Annotated in this window: 19 protein-coding genes; 4 read left to right on the forward strand and 15 right to left on the reverse strand. The window is 69.0% G+C overall.

The window, feature by feature from the left end; translation table 11 throughout:
- Nucleotides 1-84: 84 nt before the first annotated feature.
- The gene (locus ACFIMZ_RS05040; RefSeq protein ID WP_431821676.1) at nucleotides 85-1,053 is read left to right on the forward strand and encodes a threo-3-hydroxy-L-aspartate ammonia-lyase; all 969 of its coding nucleotides are present in this window, start codon (nucleotides 85-87) and stop codon (nucleotides 1,051-1,053) included.
- 40 nt (nucleotides 1,054-1,093) lie between these two features.
- Here the strand turns inward: ACFIMZ_RS05040 and ACFIMZ_RS05045 are convergent, their stop codons facing one another.
- Complete coding sequence (locus ACFIMZ_RS05045) at nucleotides 1,094-1,765, reverse strand: LysE family translocator (RefSeq protein ID WP_431821677.1); 672 nt, start codon at nucleotides 1,763-1,765, stop codon at nucleotides 1,094-1,096.
- 55 nt (nucleotides 1,766-1,820) lie between these two features.
- Entirely contained in the window at nucleotides 1,821-3,377 is a 1,557-nt protein-coding gene (locus ACFIMZ_RS05050; protein WP_431821678.1) for a UbiD family decarboxylase, read from the reverse strand.
- Nucleotides 3,378-3,961: 584 nt separating this feature from the next.
- On the opposite strand from ACFIMZ_RS05050, the gene ACFIMZ_RS05055 reads away from it, so the two are divergent.
- Nucleotides 3,962-5,077, forward strand: a complete 1,116-nt coding sequence (locus ACFIMZ_RS05055; protein ID WP_431821679.1) for a transglycosylase SLT domain-containing protein — start codon at nucleotides 3,962-3,964, stop codon at nucleotides 5,075-5,077.
- 153 nt (nucleotides 5,078-5,230) lie between these two features.
- Here the strand turns inward: ACFIMZ_RS05055 and ACFIMZ_RS05060 are convergent, their stop codons facing one another.
- From ACFIMZ_RS05060 to ACFIMZ_RS05105, 10 genes are all read right to left on the reverse strand, one after another.
- On the reverse strand, nucleotides 5,231-6,427 hold the full coding sequence (locus ACFIMZ_RS05060; RefSeq protein ID WP_431821680.1) for a pyridoxal phosphate-dependent aminotransferase: 1,197 nt from the start codon (nucleotides 6,425-6,427) through the stop codon (nucleotides 5,231-5,233).
- Between the two features lie 58 nt (nucleotides 6,428-6,485).
- On the reverse strand, nucleotides 6,486-6,923 hold the full coding sequence (gene nusB, locus ACFIMZ_RS05065; RefSeq protein ID WP_431821681.1) for a transcription antitermination factor NusB: 438 nt from the start codon (nucleotides 6,921-6,923) through the stop codon (nucleotides 6,486-6,488).
- Nucleotides 6,920-7,435 carry a 6,7-dimethyl-8-ribityllumazine synthase gene (gene ribH / locus ACFIMZ_RS05070; protein ID WP_010091647.1) on the reverse strand — a complete coding sequence of 172 codons (516 nt, stop codon included), beginning with the start codon at nucleotides 7,433-7,435 and terminating at the stop codon, nucleotides 6,920-6,922. The genes nusB and ribH overlap by 4 nt, the downstream gene beginning before the upstream one ends.
- A 54-nt stretch (nucleotides 7,436-7,489) precedes the next feature.
- Entirely contained in the window at nucleotides 7,490-8,635 is a 1,146-nt protein-coding gene (gene ribBA / locus ACFIMZ_RS05075; RefSeq protein WP_431821682.1) for a bifunctional 3,4-dihydroxy-2-butanone-4-phosphate synthase/GTP cyclohydrolase II, read from the reverse strand.
- A 130-nt stretch (nucleotides 8,636-8,765) separates the two neighbouring features.
- Nucleotides 8,766-9,284 (reverse strand): DUF1993 domain-containing protein, encoded by a 519-nt coding sequence (locus tag ACFIMZ_RS05080; protein ID WP_431821683.1) that lies wholly within the window; start codon nucleotides 9,282-9,284, stop codon nucleotides 8,766-8,768.
- Between the two features lie 167 nt (nucleotides 9,285-9,451).
- Entirely contained in the window at nucleotides 9,452-11,233 is a 1,782-nt protein-coding gene (locus ACFIMZ_RS05085; protein WP_431821684.1) for a prolyl oligopeptidase family serine peptidase, read from the reverse strand.
- Nucleotides 11,234-11,389: 156 nt separating this feature from the next.
- A complete protein-coding gene (locus ACFIMZ_RS05090) occupies nucleotides 11,390-12,025 on the reverse strand; it encodes a riboflavin synthase (protein ID WP_431821685.1) in 636 nt (211 codons plus the stop codon).
- 14 nt (nucleotides 12,026-12,039) lie between these two features.
- Nucleotides 12,040-13,161, reverse strand: coding sequence for a bifunctional diaminohydroxyphosphoribosylaminopyrimidine deaminase/5-amino-6-(5-phosphoribosylamino)uracil reductase RibD (gene ribD, locus ACFIMZ_RS05095; protein ID WP_431821686.1), 1,122 nt, complete (start codon nucleotides 13,159-13,161; stop codon nucleotides 12,040-12,042).
- Between the two features lie 15 nt (nucleotides 13,162-13,176).
- Nucleotides 13,177-14,463 (reverse strand): glutamate-1-semialdehyde 2,1-aminomutase, encoded by a 1,287-nt coding sequence (gene hemL, locus ACFIMZ_RS05100; RefSeq protein ID WP_431821687.1) that lies wholly within the window; start codon nucleotides 14,461-14,463, stop codon nucleotides 13,177-13,179.
- A 159-nt stretch (nucleotides 14,464-14,622) separates the two neighbouring features.
- Nucleotides 14,623-15,075 carry a hypothetical protein gene (locus ACFIMZ_RS05105; protein ID WP_431821688.1) on the reverse strand — a complete coding sequence of 151 codons (453 nt, stop codon included), beginning with the start codon at nucleotides 15,073-15,075 and terminating at the stop codon, nucleotides 14,623-14,625.
- Nucleotides 15,076-15,288: 213 nt separating this feature from the next.
- Between ACFIMZ_RS05105 and ACFIMZ_RS05110 the strand changes: the two genes are divergently transcribed.
- A complete protein-coding gene (locus tag ACFIMZ_RS05110; protein ID WP_431821689.1) occupies nucleotides 15,289-16,506 on the forward strand; it encodes a Bcr/CflA family multidrug efflux MFS transporter in 1,218 nt (405 codons plus the stop codon).
- A gap of 84 nt (nucleotides 16,507-16,590) precedes the next feature.
- On the opposite strand, the gene ACFIMZ_RS05115 is transcribed toward ACFIMZ_RS05110, so the two are convergent.
- The 3 genes from ACFIMZ_RS05115 to zwf form a co-directional block, all read right to left on the reverse strand.
- Nucleotides 16,591-18,519 carry a bifunctional transcriptional regulator/glucokinase gene (locus tag ACFIMZ_RS05115; RefSeq protein ID WP_431821690.1) on the reverse strand — a complete coding sequence of 643 codons (1,929 nt, stop codon included), beginning with the start codon at nucleotides 18,517-18,519 and terminating at the stop codon, nucleotides 16,591-16,593.
- The gene (pgl, locus tag ACFIMZ_RS05120) at nucleotides 18,497-19,177 is read right to left on the reverse strand and encodes a 6-phosphogluconolactonase (RefSeq protein WP_431821691.1); all 681 of its coding nucleotides are present in this window, start codon (nucleotides 19,175-19,177) and stop codon (nucleotides 18,497-18,499) included. The genes ACFIMZ_RS05115 and pgl overlap by 23 nt, the downstream gene beginning before the upstream one ends.
- An 87-nt stretch (nucleotides 19,178-19,264) precedes the next feature.
- Nucleotides 19,265-20,734 carry a glucose-6-phosphate dehydrogenase gene (gene zwf / locus ACFIMZ_RS05125; protein WP_431821692.1) on the reverse strand — a complete coding sequence of 490 codons (1,470 nt, stop codon included), beginning with the start codon at nucleotides 20,732-20,734 and terminating at the stop codon, nucleotides 19,265-19,267.
- A 427-nt stretch (nucleotides 20,735-21,161) separates the two neighbouring features.
- Here zwf and ACFIMZ_RS05130 point away from each other — a divergent pair, with 427 nt between their 5' ends.
- On the forward strand, nucleotides 21,162-22,409 hold the full coding sequence (locus ACFIMZ_RS05130; RefSeq protein WP_431821693.1) for an ABC transporter substrate-binding protein: 1,248 nt from the start codon (nucleotides 21,162-21,164) through the stop codon (nucleotides 22,407-22,409).
- Nucleotides 22,410-22,479: the final 70 nt, after the last annotated feature.

Raw genomic sequence — 22,479 nt, forward strand, 5'->3', positions numbered from 1 at the left:
CGTTTTTTGCTGGCGCGGCGCGCGGGCGACCGGCAAAACGGGGACAATGCAAATTCCGTCAACTTGCCGATGTGCCCGAATCCGATGTCCGTCCTGCCCGCTCCCACCTTCGACGATGTCACCGATGCCGCCGCCCGTCTCGCCGGCGCCGCCCACCGCACCCCCGTCCTGACCTCCCGCACCGCCGACGCGCGCACCGGCGCGACGATCTTCTTCAAGTGCGAGAACTTCCAGCGGATGGGCGCGTTCAAGTTCCGCGGCGCATACAACGCGATCGCCCATTTCGATGCCGAGCAGCGCAAGGCCGGCGTCATCACGTACTCGTCGGGCAACCACGCGCAGGCGATCGCGCTCGCGGCCAGGCTCGCCGGCATCCGCGCGACGATCGTGATGCCGCACGACGCGCCCGCGGCGAAGCTGGAGGCAACCCGCGGCTACGGCGGCGAGGTGATCACCTACGACCGCTACACGGAGAGCCGCGAGGAAATCGGCGCACGGCTCGCGCAGGAACGCGGGATGACGCTGGTTCCGCCGTACGACCACCCGCACGTGATCGCGGGGCAGGGCACGGCGGCGAAGGAGCTGATCGAGGAAACCGGGCCGCTCGACCTGCTCGTCGTGTGCCTCGGCGGGGGCGGGCTGCTCGCGGGCAGCGCGCTGTCGGCCGCCGCGCTGTCGCCGGATTGCCGGGTCGTCGGCGTCGAGCCGGAAGCCGGCAACGACGGCCAGCAGTCGCTCGCGCGCGGCGAGGTCGTGCACATCGCCACGCCGCGCACGATCGCGGACGGCGCGGCGTCGACCCACCTCGGCGCCTGCAACTTCCCGATCATCCGGCGGCTCGTCGAGCAGATCGTCACGGTCAGCGACGCGCAGCTCGTCGAGACGATGCGTTTCTTCGCGGAGCGGATGAAGATGGTCGTCGAGCCGACCGGCTGTCTCGCCGCCGCCGCGGTGCTCGACGGTGTGCTGCCGGTCGAGGGAAAGCGGGTCGGCGTGCTGGTGAGCGGCGGCAACGTCGATCTCGCGCGCTACGCCGAGCTGCTGCGCGGCTGAGCGCGGTTGCCCGGGCAGGGCGCGCGTTGCGCGCGCCCGCTCAGACCGCGTGTGCGATCAGGTCGCGATAGCCGCCGACGATCACGCTGTACGAGAAATACGCGAACAGCAGCGCCGACGCGATATGGCAGGCGCGCATCAGCCCCGCGCCCGCGCGCTTGCGGCCCTGGCTCGCGAGCGTGCACATGAAGAGGGTCCACGCGAGGCCGCCGAGGAAGAAGCCGGACAGGAACACCGACGCGGTCGCCGGCGTGGTCGCGCCGGCTTTCGCGATCAGCGCGCCGCCGACCGCCGCGAACCACAGGATCGCGCTCGGCGACGACATCGCGAGCAGCATCCCGCGCATGAAGCTGCGCCGCGCGCTCGCGCGGGGCGGCGCGGCTGCGTCCGCGCCGTCGTCGTCAGGCGCCTTGGCCGGCGCCAGCGCTTCGCGCGCCATCTTCCACGTCAGGAACAGCAGCACCGCGCCGCCGCCGATCCACACCACCCAGCGCACCGCGTCGAACTGCAGCAGCACGGCCATCCCGGCGAGCGCGAGCGCCGCGTAGACGAGATCGCCGATGCACGAGCCTACGCCGAGCCAGAAGCCCGGCCGGAAGCCGTGCGACAGCGTGAGCGACAGCATCGCGACGTTGACGAGGCCGATGTCGAGACACAGCGACAGCGACAGGAAGAATCCGTCGGACAGCATCGAGGCGGATGGAAAGCTCATCGTCGTTGTTCTTGTTGCGATTCTCGGAATGGCGGGAGTCGGGCGGCGCGCGGCCTCACAGGCCGAGGTCGCGCCAGATCCGATCGACGCGCGTCTTCACGGCAGCGTCCATCTCGATCGGGCGGCCCCATTCGCGGGTCGTCTCGCCGGGCCACTTGTTGGTCGCGTCGAGCCCCATCTTCGAGCCGAGGCCGGCGACGGGCGACGCGAAATCCAGGTAGTCGATCGGCGTGCTGTCGACCATCACGGTGTCGCGCACCGGATCGACGCGCGTCGTGATCGCCCAGATCACTTCCTTCCAGTCGCGCACGTTCACGTCCTCGTCGACGACGACGATGAACTTCGTATACATGAACTGGCGCAGGAAGCTCCAGACGCCGAACATCACGCGCTTCGCATGGCCCGCGTAGCTCTTCTTCATCTGGACGATGGCCATCCGGTAGCTGCAGCCCTCGGGTGGCAGGTAGAAGTCGGTGATCTCCGGGAACTGCTTCTGCAGCAGCGGCACGAACACCTCGTTGAGCGCGACGCCGAGCACCGCGGGCTCATCAGGCGGCTTGCCGGTGTAGGTCGAGTGATAGAGCGCGTCGCGGCGCATCGTGATGCGCTCGACGGTGAACACCGGGAACCACTCCTGCTCGTTGTAATAGCCGGTGTGGTCGCCGTACGGCCCTTCGAGCGCGTGCTCGTAAGCGGCGGATGCGGCGTTCGCCGGACGCGGCGGCGCGCCGGCGGGGGCGGGCTCGGGCGCGCCGTCCTGCGGGTAGATGAAGCCCTCGAGCACGATCTCCGCGCGCGCGGGCACCTGCAGCGTGTCGACGCCGGGCGTCAGGCACTTCGCGAGCTCGGTGCGGCTGCCGCGCAGCAGGCCCGCGAACTGGTACTCCGACAGCGAGTCGGGCACGGGCGTGACCGCGCCGAGCGTCGTGGCGGGGTCCGCGCCGAGCACGACGGCGACCGGATACGGCTTGCCGGGGTTGCGCAGCGCGAATTCGCGGAAGTCGAGCGCGCCGCCGCGATGCGCGAGCCAGCGCATGATCAGCTTGTTGCGGCCGATCAGCTGCTGCCGGTAGATGCCGAGGTTCTGGCGCGGCTTGTTCGGCCCGCGCGTGACCGTCAGGCCCCACGTGACGAGCGGGCCCGCATCGCCCGGCCAGCAGGTCTGGATCGGCAGCTTGGCGAGGTCGACGTCGTTGCCTTCCCAGACGATCTCCTGGCACGGCGGCGACGACACCGTCTTCGGCGCCATGTCCCACACGGCCTTCGCGAGCGACAGCAGCTTGCCGGCATCCTTCAGGCTGCGCGGCGGATCCGGCTCCTTCAGCGCGGACAGCAGGCGCCCGAGGTCGCGCAGCGACGCGAGCGCGGCCTCGTCGCCCGCGTCGACGCCCATGCCGAGCGCGACGCGCCGCGGCGTGCCGAACAGGTTGCCGAGCACCGGGAACGCGTAGCCGGGCGGCGCATCGAACAGCAGCGCGGGGCCGCCGGCGCGCAGCACGCGGTCGCACAGCTCGGTCATTTCGAGTACGGGCGACACCGGCTGCGTGATGCGCCGCAGTTCGCCGAGCGCCTCGAGGCGCTGGATGAAATCGCGTAAGTCTTTGTATTTCATGAATAAGGTCCGGGCCGCCCGCACGGCGGGCGGCGATGGGCGGGCGCAGCGGCCGGCTGCGGCCCCGAATCGACCGACGATTTTACCCGGCCGGCCGCGCGGCTGCCCGGCCGAGAAAAAAGTCGATGGGGCGCAAACCCCCTACGGCAAGGGGCTCGCGCTTCTGAAGGGGGCTGCATAATTACTTTTTGTTATGATTTAGATGTTTTATAGTGTTGACGATCTATAAAACCCTGTTAGAATCCGCTGACATTGGTTGCAGGGTACAAGGCTTCAAGCCGCCAATCACCGATCCTTTGACGCAGCGCGTCACCGTCTGCCGAAACCTGCACGGCTTGCCGACGGTTCTAGTCGTAGTCACAGCCAGCGCCACCTGACGCTGGTTTTTTGCGTGAGTGCCACCGCATTTGCCCGCCTTGAGAAAAGGCGCCGGCCCTGTTCTGCCGTGGCCTCGAACGGTACTTATACCGTTTCTCCGATGCCTGCCGTCCAAACCAAGACGTGCGGCGTCGTGATTCCGCGGTCCATTCTGTCTCGCTATCGAGCTGAGCGAGCCGCACGAATCATGTTCATGGGAGATCTGAATGAACGCTTGGTTATCGTGGCGTCCCAGTGAGCAGCATGCACAAATCGTGCGCGATATGCTGCGTCGCGGGACGCGTGTCAGTCACCACTTATTCAGCGTCGTAGGCTGTCTCGCCGTCGCGATTGCGCTTGCCCTCTGGCTGCTGCCAACCGCGCGCGGCACGCTCGCTGCGAAGCTGATGCCGGTCGTATCCGCGGCCGTGCAGGCTGGTCCGGCGCGCTTGCTGACCGGCCATCCGCTGCCGAATTTCGCGCCGGCCGGCGCGCAGGCGCAGCAGGACGACGGTCCGGAAACCGACGCGCTGGCGGTCGGTCTCGACGTCGCGTCGGACGCCGTCGCGCAGAACGACGCGGGCGATGCGTCCCGCAACAGCCCGTCGCCCGTTACGCTCGCGAAGCTGATCCCGGCCCAGCGCGTCGCCGCCGATGCGCGCGACGACCGCTCGCTCGCGTCGAACCGCCAGCAGGCGCTCGTCGCCACCTACCTGTCGCGCCGCTACCGGGTCGCGCAGGAGCCGGTTGGCCAGCTCGTGAAGGCCGCGTTCCAGACCGGCCACGACATCGGTCTCGATCCGCTGCTGCTGCTGTCCGTGATGGCGATCGAATCGGGCTTCAATCCGTATGCGGAGAGCGGCGTCGGCGCGAAGGGCCTGATGCAGGTGATGTCGAAGGTCCATTCCGACAAGTTCGAGTATTTCGGCGGCACCGACACCGCGCTGCAGCCGCTTGCCAACCTGCAGGTTGGCGCGCTCGTGCTGAAGGACTGCATCGCGCGCGGCGGCTCGCTCGCGACCGGCCTGCGCATGTACAACGGTTCGACGAACCCCGAGGACAACGGCTACGGCTCGAAGGTGATGGCCGAGCGCGGACGCCTGCGCGACGTGGCGCGCGGCCGCAGCGTGTCGGTCAATGCGCCGCAGGCGCCGGCAAAGCCGATCGTCACCGCCGCGGTGACGGCGGCGGCGGCAGGCGGCGCGAAGCGCGTCCACGCGACGCTTGAGACGGCCCAGCCGATGACGGCGAAGACGGCCGCGCCGAAGGCGCCGCAGCAGGACGATGCAAGCGTCGACACCGCGAAGCAGCCGCGCGGCGATCACTCGGAGCTGGGCGCGTAACGCGCGCAGCATTCCCGCCGGAAACGAAAAAGCACCCCCGTGGGTGCTTTTTTCGTTTCTGCGCCGGCTGAACGGCTGGTTTCGCGGCGGGGTTCGCCGTGACGCGCGCCGCCACGCTTCGGCGCGCGCCCGCGCGGCGATGTGCGCGGACGGTCAGCGCAGCCGGAACAGCGTCGCGAGCCGCTCGACCGCCTCTTCGAGGCGCGAGTAGGCGGTCGCATAAGACAGCCGGATATAGTCGCGCGGCGCATGTACGCCGAAGTCCATGCCCGGCACGAGCACGACGCCGGCGTCGTGCAGCATTGCCTGCGTGAGCGCCGCGCTGTCGCCGGCCGCCGGATGCGCGACGCCGCCGCAGCGTGCGTATACATAGAACGCGCCGTCCGGCATCACGGGCACCGTGAAGCCGAGCTGCCCGAGCGCCGGCGCGATGAAGTCGCGGCGCCGCTTGAACTCGAGGCGGCGCGCTTCGTAGATGTCGAGCGTGGCCGGCTCGAAGCATGCGAGCGCCGCATGCTGCGCGAGCGCGGACGGGCAGATGAACAGGTTCTGCGCGAGCTTCTCGAACGTGCCGACGAGCGCCGGCGGGACGACCAGCCAGCCGAGCCGCCAGCCGGTCATGCTGAAGTACTTCGAGAAGCTGTTGACGGTGACCACGTCGTCGCCGAACGACAGCGCCGACACGGGCGGCGCATCGTAGCTGAGCCCCTGGTAGATCTCGTCGACGATCGTGAAGCCGCCGCGGGCGCGCACCGCCTCGACGATCCGCTTCATCTCGTCGGGCTCGAGCGACGTGCCGGTCGGGTTCGACGGCGACGCGAGCAGCACGCCGCGCGTCCGGTCGCCCCATAGCCGCCGGACGTCGTTCGCGGTGAGCTGGAAGCGCGCGGCCGGGCCGCTCGGCACGAGCACCGCGCGGCCTTCGGCCGCCGCGACGAAGTGCCGGTTGCACGGATACGACGGGTCGGGCATCAGCACCTCGTCGTCGCGGCCGACGAGCGCGAGGCACGCGAGCAAGAGCGCGGCGGATGCGCCGGCGGTCACGACGATCCGCTCGGGGCTGACGGTGATGCCGTACGCGCGCGCGTAGTGCGCGGCGATCGCCTCGCGCAGCGGCGCGATGCCGAGCGCGCTCGTATATTGCGTGACGCCCCGGCGCAGCGCCGCGGCGGCCGCCTCGACAACCGGCTCCGGCGCGGTGAAGTCCGGCTCGCCGATGCCCATGTGAATGATGTCGCGACCGGCGGCTTCGAGCCGCTGCGCCTCTTTCATCAGTTCCATCACGTAGAACGGCTGGATCGCGTCGACACGCGCTGCGAGCGTGACGAGCGAATCGGCGGTGGTATTCATCGGCGGGTCGGGGAGGGGAGCGATAAAAAAAACGGGCGCATGCGCGCCCGTCGGAGGATCAGCCGTTGCGGCGCGCCTGCGTTTCGGCGGGGCGCAGCTGCGCGGCGAGCTTGTCGAGCACGCCGTTCACGTACTTGTAGCCGTCGGAGCCGCCGAACGTCTTGGTCAGCTCGACCGCTTCGTTGATGATCACGCGGTATGGCGTTTCGACGTGGTGCGTGAGCTCGAACGTCGCGATCAGCAGCACCGCCCGTTCGATCGGGGAAAGCTGGTCGATCGGACGGTCGAGGCACGGCGTGAGCGCTTCCGCGAGCGTCGCGTGCTCACGGATCACGCCGTGCAGGATTGCGTCGAGCAGGTCCTTGTCGGCCTTGTCGTAACCCAGCGCGCCGCGCAGTTGCGCGTCGATCTCGCCTGAAGACGCGTTCGACAGCAGCCACTGATACAGGCCTTGCGTCGCCAGCTCGCGCGATTGTCGGCGGGCGCTCTTCTTCATGCGCGCTCCTCTTCGTCGTCTTCGTCCTCTTCTTCGTCTTCCTCGTCGCCGAGCTGGTCGAGCGCCATCGTCAGATTGGCCATCTCGACCGCGACGCGCGCCGCGTCACGACCCTTTTCGGTCATGCGCGCGACGGCCTGCTCGTCGGTGTCGGTCGTCAGCACCGCGTTCGCGATCGGCAGGTTGAAGTCGAGGCCGATGCGGGTGATGCCCGCGCCGCTCTCGTTCGACACGAGTTCGAAATGGTAGGTCTCGCCGCGGATCACCGCGCCGAGCGCGATCAGCGCGTCGAACTGGCCGCTTTCCGCGAGCTTCTGCAGCGCGAGCGGGATTTCGAGCGCGCCCGGCACCGACACCAGCAGCACGTCTTCGCCGGAGACGCCGAGGCGCTCCAGCTCTTCGACGCACGCATCGGCGAGGCCGTTGCACACGGGCTCGTTGAAGCGGGATTGCACGATGCCGATACGCAGGCCGTCGCCTTCGAGATTCGGTTGGTATTGTCCGATTTCCATGATCTTTGTCCGTGGTGTGGATAAGCGGTTATAAGGCGAAAATGCCGTGACGGGTTACGCGTGCGGCGCCGAGCCGCAGGCCTTGGCTTCGCCGCCGGGCATCGGCACGAAGCCCGTGACTTCGAGGCCGTAGCCGGACATGCTGCCCAGCTTGCGCGGATTCGACAGCACCTGCATCTTGCCGACGCCGACATCGCGCAGGATCTGCGCGCCGATGCCGAACGTCTTGAAATCGACCGGCCGGCGCTTCAGCGCCGCGGCCCTCTCTTCCTCGTCGAACGCCTTGAAGACGTCGACCAGATGTTCCTTCGTGTCGCCGCAGTTGAGCAGCACGATCACGCCGTGGTCGCGCTGCGCGATCTCGCGCATCGCGGCGTCGAGCGTCCACGAGTGCGTCGAGGTGCCGGTCTCGAGCAGGTCGAGCACCGACAGCGGCTCGTGCACGCGCACCGGCGTGTCGACGTCCGGCGACGGCGTGCCGCGCACCAGCGCGATGTGCGGCGAGCCGGTCGGCTGGTCGCGGTACAGCACCGCGCGGAACGTGCCGTGCGCGGTGTGCATCGTGCGCTCGGCGACGCGCTCGATGATCGACTCGGTGCGGCTGCGGTAGTGGATCAGGTCGGCGATCGTGCCGATCTTCAGCCCGTGTTCCTTCGCGAACTCGATCAGGTCGGGCAGGCGGGCCATCGTCCCGTCGTCCTTGATGATCTCGCAGATCACCGCGGCGGGCGTGAGGCCCGCGAGCGCGGTGAAATCGCAGCCGGCCTCGGTATGGCCCGCGCGCACGAGCACGCCGCCCGGCTGCGCCATGATCGGGAACACGTGGCCCGGCTGCACGATATGCTCGGGGCGCACGTCGTGCGCGACCGCCGTGGCGATCGTATGCGCGCGGTCGGCCGCCGAGATGCCGGTCGTCACGCCTTCGGCCGCTTCGATGCTGACCGTGAACGCGGTGCCGTACTGCGTGCCGTTGCGGTACGTCATCAGCGGCAGGTGCAGCTGCTTGCAGCGTTCCTGCGTCAACGTCAGACAAATCAGGCCGCGGCCGTACCTGGCCATGAAGTTGATCGCTTCCGGCGTCACGAATTCGGCGGCGATCACCAGATCGCCTTCGTTTTCGCGGTCTTCTTCGTCGACCAGGATCACCATCCGGCCGGCTTTCAGCTCGGCGATGATGTCGGGCGTGGAGGCGAGCGTCATAAGGGGGCGAGAAAGAGGAAAGTGCGTATTTTACGCCAGCCGGACCGGGTTTCGGCTGGCGCGGGCGGCGCCGGCCGCAGGGCCGGTCCGGCACGGCCACAGCGCCGCCCGGACAAGCGGCCGGGGCGCGTCACATGCGGCCGTCGCGGCCGCCGAGGAAATCGAGCTTGCCGAGCTCGACACCGTTGTGACGCAGGATGTCATACGCGGTCGTCACGTGGAAGAAGAAGTTGGGCAGCACGAAATTCAGCAGGTACGACTGGCCCGAGAATTCGAGCGGGCCGACGCGCATCTTGAGCACGATCTCGCGCGTTTCCGAGCCGTCGATCTGCGCCGCGTCGAAGCCGTTCAGGTAGTCGATCGTCTTCTGCAGGCGCGCGTGCAGTTCGTCGAACGTCTGCTCGACGTCGGGGTAGCTCGGGATCTCGGCGCCCGCGAGCCGCGCGGCGCAGCCCTTCGCGGTGTCGGTCGCGATGTAGACCTGGCGCGCGAGCGGCGCCATGTCCGGAAACAGCCGGGCGCCGATCAGCACCGACGGATCGATCTGCTTTTCGGCCGCGTGCGCCTGGGCTTTGCCGAGGACATGCTGCAGGTTGGTCAGGCCGCGGATCAGGACAGGCACCGAGGCCTGATACATCGAAATGGACATGGGCGTTTCCTCGAAAGGGACGATCGTGCGCGCGCCGGCGCGTGATAGGTGTGGTGCAGAGAAGCGGTGCAATGGCCGCTGCAGCATCATAGCGCGGCGGCATCGCGCGTGCGCGACGCTGGCCGAACGGACAGGGCCGCGTCGCGCAATCCCGATGCCGCGGCGGTTCAGGTCGACTGCAGCCAGTCGATCCGCTGCCGATGGCCGTCCGCGATGTTGGCGGGCGACAGCGGCACATGATCCTGGCCCCAGTAGCGGACGAGGCGGACCGTGCGTTTCAGCCTGGTCAGCGCGGCGAACATCCGCTCGCTCTGTTCGAGCGGCACGTAGTCCGCATCGCCGTGAAGGAGCAGCAGCGGGGCCGTGATCCGGTCCGCGTGCGCGATCGGGCTGATCGCCCGATACGCGTCGGCCGCGGCCCATGGCGGCGCGTCGATGCCCCAGCTGTTGTCGCACAGCGTCTTGCCGACGAGCTCGAATCGTTCGCGCCGGCCGCTCCCCGTGGTTTCGTAGCGGGTGCGCGGGTCCAGCGACGTGTAGAGCGCGGCCGGGTCGCTGATGCCGGCCGATGCGATGCCGGAACGGAACATCGACGTGTGCGCGAGCAGCATCATCGCCGCCCAGCCGCCGAGGCTCTGGCCGTACACGTGAAGCCGGGCGGGATCCGCGTAGCCCGCGTCGACGGCGGCGTTCACGGCCGCGCGGACGTCGTCGGCCATGAGGTCGGCGATGGCCGGCGGCGAGGCCTTCAGCGAATCCGTCATGCTGACCTCGATGACGGCGTAGCCGTGCGCCGCGAGCAACTGGAAATTGAACGGCGCCGGGCAACTGATGTCGTGAAGCGTGCGCCGGCGGCCTTTGACTTCCGAGCCGGGGTAGATCCATACGACCGCCGGCACCGGCGTGCCGGAGAAATCCGGCGGCAGCAGGACGTCGACGAGCCGGTCCTGGCCCGGCGCCGGGCCGCGGCAGGCCAGCCGGCGCGTCTCGCCGGCCCGGATGTCGCGAAACCAGCGATTGGTCTCGAAGACGATCGTCGGTTCAGGCGAGTCCGGGGTGCGGACCAGCAGACGGGTCGCGTCGGCGTCCTGCGCGATGAACGCGGCGTAGCGCCCGCTTTCGTCGACGGCCACGCGTTCCCATTCCGGGTGGTCGTTCGCGCGGGCGCGGGCGCCGGCGGGATCCGGCGGCGCCGGCGGGTTTGCTTCGCGCGCTGCGCGCAGACGCTCGGTCTCGACGCGTTCGTCATCCGACAGCGCGCGGAGCGTGTGCGCTTCGATGTCGAACAGACGCCACTCGGGGGGCGGCTCCTGCGGCGCATCGAACGACGCGCTGTCCAGGACGTCGGCGGTCGGCCGCAGGCCGCGCGAGGATTCCGCCCAACGGGCCGCCGCGTGATCGAACAGGCGGCGCTGCAGGTGCGAGACGACCGGGGTTTCACCGTCGGCGAGAAGCGGCATCGCGACGCGGTTGCGGTCCAGCCAGAGGAACGACCCGTCGACGGTGAAGACCGTGATGTCGACGCTTTGCGATGCCGTCATCGGCGTCACGCGTCCCGTCGCCGCTTCGATGAGCACGGGCGTGATCGCGCAATCATCGGTCGATGCGCTGGCCGCCGCGATGAAACGTCCGTCCGGCGACCAGGAAGGCGCGAAGCACGCTTGCCCCTGTTCCGCGTTGCCGGCCAGGCGGCGTCCGGTGCGGCGGGTGAGGTCGAAGAGATGGAGCTCGGCCCGATCCAGCCCGCCGAGAAATTGCCGGTCGAAGCGGACGCCGCTGCGAAGCGAACGGATGACGGCGAAGCAGACTGCGGTGCGATCGGGAGAGAACGCGCAGGCCTTGCCGTAGTACTGCGGGAATTCGTCGATCGACAGCAGGTCGTCGACGGTGAATTTGCGCCGTTCATCATCGCGCCCGGCGAGCGTGGTATTGGTGGGACTGTCCGTCATGCGTGCGCCTCGTCTTTGTTATGAGGAATTCGCATAGACCGGGTGAGCGTCCACCGGGTTCCGGCGCGACGCGGTGGGACGCATGGCGTGCCGGCAGAGCGTGCAGGCCGGGGCGCTCCGGCGCGCTGTCGACAGGCGCGCGCCGGAGCAGGGCGATCAGTCCTGCGGCGTGCTTGCCGAAGGCGACGTCGACAGCATCCGTTCGACATAGCGCGCGATCATGTCGATTTCGAGATTCACCTGGCTGCCTGCCTTCAGGTGACGCAGCGTCGTCACCTCGACCGTATGCGGAATCAGGTTGATCGAGAACTCGCAGCCGTCGGCGCGGTCCGCAACCGAGTTCACGGTCAGGCTTACGCCGTTCACCGTGATCGAACCCTTGTACGCGAGATAGCGGCCGAGCTTGCGCGGCGCGACGATGCGCAGCTCGTGCGACTCGCCGACCGGCGCGAAGTGCGAGACCGTGCCGAGCCCGTCCACGTGGCCCGACACGATGTGCCCGCCGAGCCGGTCGTGCGCGCGCAGCGCTTTCTCGAGATTGACGTCGCCCGGCTCCGCAAGGCCGACCGTGAGGTTCAGGCTCTCGCGCGACACTTCGACGTCGAACGCGTCGGCAGTCTTCTCGATCACCGTCATGCACGCGCCCTGGATCGCGATGCTGTCGCCGAGCGCGACGTCGGCGAGATCGAGCCCGCCGGCTTTCACGGTCAGGCGCACGCCCGCGTCCGGCGACGCGCCCAGCGGCTTGATCGATTCAATGCGGCCGACTGCCGCGACAATTCCGGTAAACATCGTGACGATTCCGTTCAATGAGAGGCGGTGGGCGGCGCGAAGCGCGCCAGGATCCGCAGATCGTCGCCGATCCGCTCGATGCCGTGAAACGTGAGCCGCGCGCGCGCGTCGAGGCTTGCCGGCGCGGCGAGGTCGAACATGCCGGCCGCGTCGGCGCCGAGCAGGCTCGGCGCGAGGTAGACCAGCAGTTCGTCGACGCAGTGTTCGCGCAGCAGCGAGCCGTTCAGCTTGTGGCCCGCCTCGACGTGCAGCTCGTTGATGCCGCGTGCGCCGAGCGCCGTCAGCATGCCCGGCAGGTCGACCTTGCCGTGCGCGTTCGGCAGCGGCACGATTTCCGCGCCGCGCGCCTTCAGCGCCGCCGCGCGCGCAACGCCCGCTTCGTCGAGCCGGCCGCAGAAGATCAGGAGCGGCGCGCCTTCGAGCAGACGCGCGTCGAGCGGCAGCTCGAGCCGGCTGTCGACCAGCACGCGCCGCGGCTGGCGCGGCGTGTCGATGCCGCGCACGGTCAGCTGCGGGTTGTCCTCGCGCACGGTGCCGATGCCGGTGAGGATCGCGCACGCGCGCGCGCGCCATGCGTGGCCGTCGAGCCGCGCGTCGTCGCCGGTGATCCACTGGCTCTCGCCGGACGGCAGCGCGGTGCGGCCGTCGAGCGACGCGGCGGTCTTCATCCGCACCCACGGGCGGCCGCGCGTCATCCGCGACACGAAGCCGATGTTGAGCTCGCTCGCTTCATGCGCGAGCAGCCCGCAGCGCACGTCGATGCCCGCGTCGCGCAGCATCCCGAGGCCGCGCCCCGATACCTGCGGATTCGGGTCTTCCATCGCCGCGACGACCTTCGCGACGCGCGCGTCGATCAGCGCGTTCGCGCACGGCGGCGTGCGGCCGAAATGGCTGCACGGCTCGAGCGTCACGTAGACGGTCGAGCCCGCGACATCGTGGCCGCGCGAACGCGCATCCTTCAGCGCCTGCACTTCCGCGTGATCCTGGCCGGCCGGCTGCGTGAAGCCTTCGCCGATCACGTTGCCGTCCTTGACGATTACGCAGCCGACGCGCGGGTTCGGCGTCGTCGTATACATGCCGCGCGCCGCGAGCGCGAGCGCGCGCTGCATGTGGGCGAAATCGGTATCCGAGAACATCCGCGCGGCCCCGGGTTACGCGGCCGCCAGCGCGGCGAACGCGCGGCGCGCGGCGGCGAGCGTCGCGTCGATCACCGCGTCGTCGTGCGTGCTCGACACGAAGCCGGCTTCATATGCGGACGGCGCGAAGTAGACGCCCTCGTCGAGCATCAGGTGGAAGAAGCGGTTGAAGCGCTCGATGTTGCTCTGCGTGACTTCGGCGAAGCTCGCCGGCACGCGCTCGGCGAAGTAGAGGCCGAACATCGCGCCGATCGAATCGGCCGCGAACGGCACGCCGGCCGCGCGCGCCTCGGCGGCAAGGCCGTCGGCGAGGCGTTTCGTCTGCGCGGTCAGCGCGTCGTAGAAGCCGGGCGCCTGGATCAGCTGCAGCGTCTTCAGGCCCGCGGCGACCGCGATCGGGTTACCCGACAGCGTGCCCGCCTGGTAGACGCCGCCGAGCGGCGCGAGGTGGGCCATGATGTCGCGGCGGCCGCCGAACGCGGCGGCCGGCATCCCGCCGCCGATCACCTTGCCGAGGCAGGTGAGGTCGGCCGTGATCCCGTAGTACGCCTGCGCGCCGCCGAGCGCGACGCGAAAGCCGCACATCACTTCGTCGAAGATCAGCACCGCGCCGTGCTTCGTGCACAGCGCGCGCAGCGCATTGAGGAATTCCGGCGTGCCGCGCACGAGGTTCATGTTGCCGGCGACCGGCTCGACGATCACCGCGGCGATCTCGTCGCCGAACGCGGCGAACGCTTCCTCGAGCTTGGCGACGTTGTTGTATTCGAGCACGGTCGTGTGCTTCGCGATGTCGGCGGGCACGCCGGCCGACGTCGGGTTGCCGAACGTCAGGAGGCCCGAGCCGGCCTTCACGAGCAGGCTGTCCGCGTGGCCGTGGTAGCAGCCCTCGAACTTGACGATGCGGCTGCGGCCCGTGAAGCCGCGCGCGAGGCGCAGCGCGCTCATCGTCGCCTCGGTGCCGCTCGACACCATCCGCACCTGCTCGATCGACGGCACGAGCTTGCAGATTTCCTCGGCGATCTCGATCTCGGCTTCGGTCGGCGCGCCGAACGAGAAGCCGTCGGCAAGCACCTTCTGCACGGCCGCGAGCACTTCCGGATGGACGTGGCCGACGATCATCGGGCCCCACGAGCCGATGTAGTCGATGTACTGCTTGCCGTCGGCATCCCAGAAGTACGGGCCTTGCGCGCGCGACACGAAGCGCGGCGTGCCGCCGACCGAGCGGAACGCGCGGACCGGCGAGTTGACGCCGCCGGGAATGGTTTGCTGCGCGCGTTCGAAGAGGATCTGATTGTTGGACATGAGCGAAACCTGCGAGAGAGCGGCGCGGGCGGGCCTGTGCACGGGCCGCGGCGCCTGGGCGGAACGATCGTCTGATTGTACCGGAGACGCGCGCGGCGAGCCGGCGGGCGGGATGCGGCCATTCGGCGCGTGGGGGATTGGGGCGGTTCGGGGCAGGCCCTAGCGCGGCGGCTTGCGCTTGCCGGTCAGCTCGGCCCAGCGCTTCTCGAGCGGGCCTTCGACCATCGGCTTGATCGACGTGCCGGAGGTTTGCGCGTCCCAGGTCTGCACCGAGTACGGGTGCACGCGCAGCGCATCGCGCGGAATCGCGACCTCCTGGTGCGCGTCGACGAGCCAGTCGTAGACGAAGTCGATGCACAGGCGATAGCCGCGCTTCGTCGACGGATCGGGCACCTCATACGGCGCGCGCGTCACGTAGCCGGAGCCGAACACGCCCTTGGGCTCCTTCGCGACCCGGTGCAGGAAGACGCGGTCGCCCGGCAGGATGCCGCGCGCGAAGCCGCAGCCCCATACGTCGTGCACGGCCTCGCCGGCCTTCACGCGCGCGGCGACGTCGGGCAGCTCGGGCCACGGCCATTTCTTGGGGCTCCAGATCAGCAGGAAAGCAGTCATCGGTTCGGTCGAGGCGGGGATTGGTCAGACAAGGGAGGCAAGCTTAATCCAATCGGCGCGCGCGGCGCGCCGCGCGCGCCGGTTGGCGCCGAATCAGGTAGCCTGAAAAAGTTGCGCGTACAATCATGGACCTGGCGGCGCCGCACCCGGCTGCCGCGCTCCCGTCTTCACCGCCGCGCGCCCCGATGCGCGCGGGCTCCATTGCGGATTCCCATGCCTCACGTCGTCCGTCGCCGGCCCGATGCCCGGCTGATCCTGTTGCTCGGCGCGCTTGCCGCCTGCGGGCCGATCGCCACCGACATGTACCTCCCGAGCCTGCCGTCGATCGCGCAAGGCTTCTCCGTCAGCGCCGGCGTCGCACAGCGCACGCTGACGAGCTTCATGGCCGGCTTCTCGATCGGCATGCTGCTGTACGGCCCGCTGTCCGACACCTGGGGCCGGCGCCCGGTGCTGCTCGGCGGCATCGCGCTGTTCACGCTCGCGAGCATCGGCTGCTTCGTGGCCGGCTCGATCGACATGCTGATCGTCGTGCGCTTCCTGCAGGCGCTCGGCGCCGGCGCGGCGTCGGTGCTCGCGCGGGCGATCGCGCGCGACGCGCACGAACCGAGCGATGCGGCGAAGGTGCTGTCGATGGTGGCGATCGTCACCGCGGTCGGGCCGCTCCTCGCGCCGCTCATCGGCGGCCAGATCCTGCGCTTCGCCGGCTGGCGCGGCGTGTTCGTCGTGCTCGCGGCGTTCGGCGCGCTGTGTGCGGCGACCGCGTACCTGCGCGTGCCCGAGACCTGGCCGAAGGAGCGGCGCAAGAGCGCGGCGGTGCTCGCGTCGTTCGCGTCATACGGGCGCATCCTGTCCGATCCGGTCGCATGGGGCCACATGCTGTGCGGCGGCATGGCGTTCGCGTCGATGTTCTCGTACATCACGGCCACGCCGTTCGTCTACATCGAGTACTTCCACGTGTCGCCGCAGCATTACGGGCTGCTGTTCGGCCTGAACGTGGTCGGCATCATGATCGGCAACTTCTCGAACACGCGGCTCGTCGGGCGGGTCGGCTCGCTGCGGCTCATCGCGGCGGCGTCGCTCGTCAGCTGCATCGCGTCGCTCGCGGTCGCGCTCGTCGCACTGACGGGGTGGGGCGGGCTGTGGTCGATCGTGGTGTGCCTGTTCTTCGTCGTCGGCGTGGTCGGGATCCTGTCGGCGAACTGCACGACCGACCTGATGCACCGCTATCCGCACAACGCGGGCGCGTCGGCGGCGGTGTTCGGCGCGATGCAGCTCGCACTCGGCGCGCTCGCGAGCGTCGCGATCGGCGCGCTGGCGGACGGCACGCCGTTCGCGATGGGCGTGACGATCGGCGTGACGGGCATGCTGTGCTTCGTCGGGCGAACCCTGTTGCTGCGCTGGCATGACCGGCCGGCGAGCGCCGGCGCCTGAGCGGCGGCCCCGAATAAAAAAAACGCCACCCGCGCGATGCGCCGGTGGCGTTTTTTCATGGAGCGGGCGACGCAACCGCGCGCGTCAGTCCCTCGCCGCGTCCCGCGCCGCCGGCGACGCGCCGTGGCTCAGCCAGTCGAGCACGTCGGCGGTCTCGTCGTCGTTCGCGCGCGCCTTCGCCTGCGCGATGGCCTCGGTCAGCTCCGCGTTCGGCGCCGCGCGGCGGATCGCGACGCCGACCGCGAGGATGTCGATCATCAGCAGATGCAGGATCCGCGAGATCATCGACAGCTGCGATTCGCGCATCTCGATGTGATCGGTCTCGAGCGCGACGGTCGCGCGCTTCGCGAGCGGCGTGTTGCTCGACGTGATCGCGATCACCTTCGCGCCGGCCTGCATCGCGACTTCGAGCACGCGCAGCAGCTCGGGCGCGCGGCCCGACTTCGACACCGCGACGATCACGTCGCCCTTGCCGAGCAGCGCGGCCGACGCGGCCTGCATGTACAGGTCGCCGTACGCGATGGTCGGGATCCCGAAGCGGAAGAACTTGTAGTGCGCGTCCTGCGCGACGATGTTCGAATTGCCGAGCCCGTAGAACTCGATGCGCCGCGCGCCGTTCAGGATCTCGATCGCGTTCTCGACGTGCTCGAAGTTCAGGTGCTCGCGCAGTTGCAGGATCGACGACACGGTGTTGTCGAGGACCTTCGCGCCGAAGTCGGTCGCGGTGTCGCCGAGATGCACCTGGCTGTGGCTCATCGGGATCGTGCCGGTGAGGCCCGTCGCGAGCTTCAGCTTGAAGTCGGACAGCCCCTGGCAGCCGAGCGAGCGGCAGAAGCGGATCACCGTCGGCTGGCTCACGTCGGCCTTGCGCGCGATGTCGACGATCGGGTCGTTGATGATCGAGCGCGGATGGTTCAGCGCGAGGTCGGCGACGCGGCGCTCGGCTGGCGTGAGCGCGTCGCGCATCTGGCGGATCCGCTCGAACACGGCCGACGACGCGCCGCCCGAGCGGTTCGACAGCTGTTCCGCGAGGATCGCCGACACGCCGAGGAACGCCGGATATTCGGCGGTGATCAGGTAGGTCGGGATGTTCGCGAGATACGCTTCGAAGCGGCCCTTCGCCTCGAAGCGCGCGCGGAACGGCGAGCGCGTGAACAGCTCGCCGAGCTTCAGCGCGACCCCGCCGCCGATGTAGACGCCGCCGAGCGAGCCGAGCGTCACCGCGATGTTGCCGGCGAACGTGCCGAGGATCGAGCAGAAGCACTCGACCGTCTCGAGCGCGAGCGCGTCGCCCGCATGCGCGCGCTCGACGATCTCGGCGGTGTCGACGGTTGCCGCGACGCGCTTCTTGTCGCGCGCGGCGAGCGCGCGATAGATGATCTCGATGCCGGGCCCCGCGCACACGCGTTCGAACGATACGTGCGGAAACTTCTTGCGCGCGTACTGCAGCACGAGATCCTCGCGCTCGTCCTGCGGCGCGAACGACGCATGGCCGCCCTCGCTGCCGAGCGCGATCCAGCGGTCGTCGGCCGGAATCAGCCCGGACACGCCGAGCCCGGTGCCGGGGCCGAGCAGCCCGATCACGCCGTTCTGGCGGCGCGCGCCGCCGCCGATCTGCACGCGCTGCGCGTCGGTCAGGCCCGGCAGCGCCATCGCGAGCGCGGTGAAGTCGTTGACGACGAGCAGCGTGTCGAAGCCGAGCGCGCGGCGCGTCGCCTCGATCGAGAAGCTCCAGTCGTGGTTGGTCATCGTGACCTGGTCACCGTCGACCGGGTTTGCGATCGCGATCGCCGCGTGGTTCACGCGGGCGATCTTCACGTCCTTCAGGTATTTGCGGATCGCGTCGGTGAGCGTCGGATACTCGGCGCCCGGGTAGACGCGAATCTGCGTGATCTCGCCCGGGCCGGTTTCCAGCGCGAAGCGCGCGTTGGTGCCGCCGACGTCCGCGAGCAGGCGCGGGCCGTCGGCATGCTGGCCCGCGGCGGCAACTTTACTTTGCGCACCAGTAGACATCGAGCTGGGTCCCCTTGTCGTTGGCCAGTTGCGAAATGGCGTTCTTCTGCGGCGACGAGGCGGCGGCCTCGAGCACCTCGCGTTTGCGGCTGCCCGCGATCAGCAGGAACAGCCGGTCGATGCGCTTGAGCGCGTCGAGCGAAAAGCTCACGCGCGCATGCGGCGCGGCGCCGGGATGCACGGTGACGAAGCGTTCGGCAGTCGTGATCGCGTGATCCCATTCGGGCGCGTCGGCGAAGATCGACGCGGTATGGCCGTCCTCGCCCATGCCGAGCACCGCGACGTCGGGCAGGCGGTGCGCGGGGTTCGCGTTCAGCGCGGCGACGTGCGCGTCGAGCGCGGCGCCGGTGTCGACGAGCGGCAGGAACGTGGCGGGCGCGGCCGCATGCTGCAGCAGCGTGTCGCGCACGAGGCGCGCGTTGCTCGCGGCGTCGTCTTCCGGCACCCAGCGGTCGTCGACCAGCGTGACGTCGACGCCGGTCCAGTCGAGTGCCGCGTGCGACAGCGTCTGCAGGAACGGGCGCGGGCTGGTGCCGCCGGACACCGCGAGCGTCGCGCGCGCGGGGCGGGCGAGCGCCGCGCGCAGCGCGTCGCCGACGGCCTGCGCGAGCGCCTCGCCTTGCGCTTCCTGGGTGTCGAAAGCGTGAATCTCGATCACATCTCCTCCGGACTGCTGTTGTCTGTTGAATCGTATGGTGTTTGGGTACGACGGCGGGCGCCGCGTGCGCAGCGCCCGCCCATTGCATCAGTTCTCTTCTTCGAGCCAGCAGGTGCCGTGCTGCGCGAGCATCGCGCTCGCCGCGGCCGGCCCCCACGTGCCGGCCGCATACGGCTTCGGCGGCTTCAGCGAGCGCGCCCATTCGTTCAGGATCGGCTCGACCCAGCGCCATGCGGCTTCCTGCTCGTCGCGGCGCACGAAGAGGGCGAGGCGGCCGTTGATCACGTCGAGCAGCAGGCGCTGGTACGCCTCCATCTGCCCTTCCTTGAAGAACTGGTCAAACGCGAGGTCGAGGTGCACGCTCGCGAGGTTCATCCCTTCGCCGGGCTGCTTCGCGAGGCAGTACAGGCGGATCGTCTCGTTCGGCTGCAGGCGGATCACGAGGCGGTTCGCGCCGGGGCGCAGCGCGGTCGGCCCGAGGGCCGAGTGCGGCACCGGACGGAAGTTGACGACGATCTCCGCGACGCGGTCGGCGAGCCGCTTGCCGGTGCGCAGGAAGAACGGCACGCCGGCCCAGCGCCAGTTCTCGATTTCCACCTTCAGCGCGACGAAGGTCTCGGTCGGGCTGTCCGGCTTCACGCCCGGCTCGGTCGCGTAGGCCGGCACCTGCGCGCCCTTGATCACGCCCGCGTGATACTGGCCGCGCACCGCGACCTTGCCGATGTCGCGCGGATCGACGGGCTTCAGCGCACGCAGCACGCGCAGCTTCTCGTCGCGCACCGAATCGGAATCCATCGAGTGCGGCGGCTCCATCGCGACGATCGACAGCAACTGCAGCAGGTGGTTCTGCACCATGTCGCGCAGCGCGCCGGTGTTGTCGTAGAAATCGCCGCGCGCCTCGACGCCGAGCTCCTCGGCGATCGTGATCTGGATGCTCTCGACCCACTCGCGGCGCCACAGCGGCTCGAACAGCGCATTGCCGAAGCGCAGCGCGAGCAGGTTCTGCACCGGCTCCTTCCCGAGGTAGTGGTCGATGCGGTAGATCTGGTCTTCCGCGAAGATCTCGCCGACCGCGTCGTTGATCGCGTTCGACGAGCGCAGGTCGTAGCCGAGCGGCTTCTCGAGCACGATGCGCGAGCCCTGGTTCAGGCCGACCGACGCGAGCGCCTTGCAGATCGGCACGAACAGCGACGGGCCCGTCGCGAGATAGAACACCCGGATGCCGGACAGCTGGCCGACCGTGTCGCGCAGCACTGCGTAGTCTTCCGCACGGCCGAGATCGAGCTTCACGTACACGATGCGCTCGACGAAGCTTTTCCAGGCGGCCTCGTCGAATGCGCCGCGCGATGCCTTCGCCGCGTGCGGCTTCACGTGTTCCTCGACCCACTCGAGATACTCGGCGAGATCGGCCGAATGCCGCGCGACCGCGACGATCTTGCCGCCTTCCGCCAGCATGCTTGCGCGGTGCGCCTCGAACAGCGCCGGGAGGATCTTGCGCATCGACAGGTCGCCGGTGCCGCCGAAAAGTACGAAGGTAAAGCTGGAATCGGTATGCATGTGTCTCCGCCCGGGTTGGGGTGCTTTGAAGCGATCCGTAGTGCGATAAAAATATTTTTGACACTGAATTGTAGTTTAACTACAATCCGCCGCAAGGGGTAGCACCCGGACGAAGAAAAAATGAAGCGCGGTCGATGCAACAGCGCGTCCTTCGTCGCCGGGAGCACCATGTGCCGAATGTTATCGGACATTGACGACGCGCATCGTGCGCACGTCGTCGGCCCCGGGCTCGCGCCGCGTCGTGGCGGGCCAGAAACACAAGAGGAGACACGCCGTTGAATCTCAAGTCACGCTTTCTGTAAGAGCCCGGCCGGTCGTCGGCCCCGTACGCGCGCAGCGTCTCGCGGCTCGATTTCCCCGTCGTCACCAAGAAGCCGGTTCCCCCGAGGGGACCTCACGAGTTGATTCAGTCTGGAGGAGATAAGTAATGAAAGTTCGCGCGATCATGGGCGCGCTGTGCGCCGCAGGCCTGATGGCTGGCGCCGCGGCGGCGCAGGCGGCCGAGAATGTGACGGTGCTGCACTGGTGGACCTCGGGCGGCGAATCGAAGGCCGTCGGCGTGCTGAAGGACGACCTGCAGAAGCAGGGCTACGTCTGGAAGGACTTCGCGGTCGCGGGCGGCGCGGGCGCAGCGGCGATGACCGCGCTGAAGACCAAGGTGATCAGCGGCGACGCGCCGTCGGCCGCGCAGATCAAGGGTCCGCTGATCCAGGACTGGGCCGACCAGGGCGTGCTCGTCAATATCGACCAGGCAACCGGCGACTGGAAGCAGAACCTGCCGCCGGAAATCGACAAGATCATGAAGTACAAGGGCCACACCGTCGGCGCGCCGTTCTCGGTGCACCGCGTGAACTGGCTCTATATCAACAAGGCCGCGCTCGACAAGATCGGCGCGAAGGCGCCGGCCACCTGGCCCGAATTCTTCGCAGTCGCCGACAAGCTGAAAGCCGCGGGCATCCAGCCGATCGCGATGGGCGGCCAGCCGTGGCAGGACCTGACGCTGTGGGAAGACGTCGTGCTGTCGCAGGGCCCCGCGTTCTACAAGAAGGCGCTCGTCGATCTCGACCCGGCGACGCTGACGTCGCCGCAGATGCTCGACGTGTTCAATACCGTGCGCAAGATCCAGGGCTACTTCGACAGTGGCCGCAACGGCCGCGACTGGAACCTCGCGACGGCGATGGTCATCAACGGCAAGGCCGGCATGCAGTTCATGGGCGACTGGGCGAAGGGCGAGTTCGAGGGCGCGGGCAAGAAGGCGGGCAAGGACTACATCTGCGCGCCGGTGCCGGGCACCGCGAATTCGTACACGTTCAACGTCGATTCGTTCGTGTTCTTCCAGCAGAAGGGCCAGAGCGCCGCGACGCCGGGCCAGCTCGCGCTCGCGAAGACGATCATGACGCCGGACTTCCAGGAGCAGTTCAGCCTGCTGAAGGGCTCGGTGCCGGTGCGCCTCGGCGTGAAGATGGACAAGTTCGACGACTGCGCGAAGAAGTCGTATGCGGACGAGCAGACCGCGATCAAGTCGGGCGGCTTCGTGCCGTCGCTCGCGCACGGCATGGCGCAGGGCGACGCGACCGCCGGCGCGATCACCGACGTCGTGACGAAGTTCATGAACTCGCAGCAGGATTCGAAGAGCGCGGTCGCCGCGCTCGCGAAAGCCGCGAAGGTGAAGTAACGCACGCGACGAACGCCCGGCCCGCTCCGTTTCATCCGCCGGGCGTTTTTGCATGCGCAGCAAACGGGCC

This window comes from Burkholderia sp. F1 (assembly GCF_050813845.1).
Classification (GTDB): domain Bacteria; phylum Pseudomonadota; class Gammaproteobacteria; order Burkholderiales; family Burkholderiaceae; genus Burkholderia; species Burkholderia ubonensis.